Source organism: Streptosporangium sp. NPDC006013 (assembly GCF_040614275.1).
Classification (GTDB): domain Bacteria; phylum Actinomycetota; class Actinomycetes; order Streptosporangiales; family Streptosporangiaceae; genus Streptosporangium.
The window spans coordinates 1-1,519 of record NZ_JBEXUE010000923.1 but is presented as its reverse complement, the minus strand read 5'-3'; the positions used below and the strand labels follow the sequence as shown (position 1 = coordinate 1,519).

Genomic DNA, 1,519 nt, shown 5'->3' with positions numbered 1-1,519 from the left:
CCCGCCCTCGGCGAGATCGTGCGCCACCGCGCAGGCGCGCGCGATCGTCGCCGCCCGCGAGGAACCGTGCGCGACGACGACGGTGCCGATCAGGCCGAGCAGCGCCGCCCCGCCGTAGGCCTCCGGGGCGTAGCGGCGGGCCACCGCCCGCAACTCCTCGGCTCCGGCGGCACCGGAACGCGCCATCAGTGTCAGCGCGGCCCGCACCGAACCCTCGACGTTCTTGAGCACCACGTTCCCGGTGAAACCGTCGGTGACGATCACGTCGACGGTGCCCGCGAGCACGTCGTGTCCCTCCACGTTGCCGCAGAAGCGCAACGGCAGCCCGGCGAGCAGCTCACCGGCCCTGCGGGTCAGCCTGTTGCCCTTGCCGGGTTCCGAGCCGATCGACAACAGGCCCACCGACGGGTCGGCGACACCGAGCACGAGCTGGGCGTAGGAGGCGCCGAGCAGCGCGAACTGGGCGATCATCTCCGGGGTGGGGTCGGAGGTCGCCCCGGCGTCGATCAGCACGGTCGCGCCGCCGGTGACCGAGGGCAGCGCGATGGCCAGGGCGGGCCGCAGGACGCCCGGGGCACGCCCGATGCCGTGGATGGCGCACGAGACGACCGCGCCCGTGGAACCGGCCGACACGAACGCCGACGCCTCCTTCCGCCGTACGAGGTCGCAGCCGACCGTCAGGCTGGTCGTGGTGGAGAAGACCGCTCCCGCGCCCCGTTCGGTCATCGGGACGACGTCCTCGGCGTGCACCACGCCGATCTCGCCGACGGCGCCGTGGCGGGCGAGCTCGGCGCGGACGGCGCCGGAGCGGCCCACGAGCACCACGGGGATTCCGAGCTCACGCCGGGCCGTGACCGCCCCGGCGACCGTCTCGCCCGGTCCGTGGTCTCCGCCCATCGCGTCGACGGCCACCGGCTCCGACATCACACCCTCCCGACGACAGCATTGGACGACCTCGCAAGCGCATGGTCTGCGCGAACGCGGGGAGCACCGGATCGTCGGTGGTGCCGCCCTCCAGCGTGACGGCCAGTCGCGCGGCCAGGCCGTCAAGTGCCCTTGCCCTGTCGCCGCTCATCGTGAAGGAGTCCACGATCTCGTCGGCGTAGCGGGCGAAGCCGTACAGGGCGTGCACGTGCGGCCGCTTCCAGACGGGCAGCGGCAGGGTGGCCAGACCGTGACGGGCGTTGAGCCTGCGGCAGAGCTCGTAACTCGCGGTCGGGGTCATCGGGGGGGTCTCCAGTACGCGTTCCGCGGCGAGCCTGCCGGAGATCAGTACCGGGGGCACCCCCACCCCCGGCGCGGTGTACATGCCGGCGAAGTGCAGCCCCGGGACAAGCCGGGCCACGCCCGCCGGCCGGAACCAGGCGGTCTGGGGGAAACGGTGGTCCAGGGCGAACGGGGTGCCGGCCGAGTGGCCGAGCCGCGCCCAGGCGCCGCCACCCTCAGGAAGTCGTCGCCGCTCACCGCGAGATCGTTTCACCAGCGCGTTTCGGCCGTCGAGGCGTATGCTCGACCTTGG

General features: G+C 73.5%; 2 protein-coding genes. Both read right to left on the bottom strand.

Going from position 1 to position 1,519, the window contains the following annotated elements; all coding sequences use genetic code 11:
* A partial coding sequence (gene plsX, locus ABZ260_RS50965) for a phosphate acyltransferase PlsX (RefSeq protein ID WP_355633164.1) occupies positions 1-924 on the bottom strand: 924 nt, incomplete at its 3' end.
* A partial coding sequence (locus ABZ260_RS50960) for a squalene/phytoene synthase family protein (protein WP_355633161.1) occupies positions 839-1,519 on the bottom strand: 681 nt, incomplete at its 5' end. The genes ABZ260_RS50960 and plsX, both read right to left, overlap by 86 nt.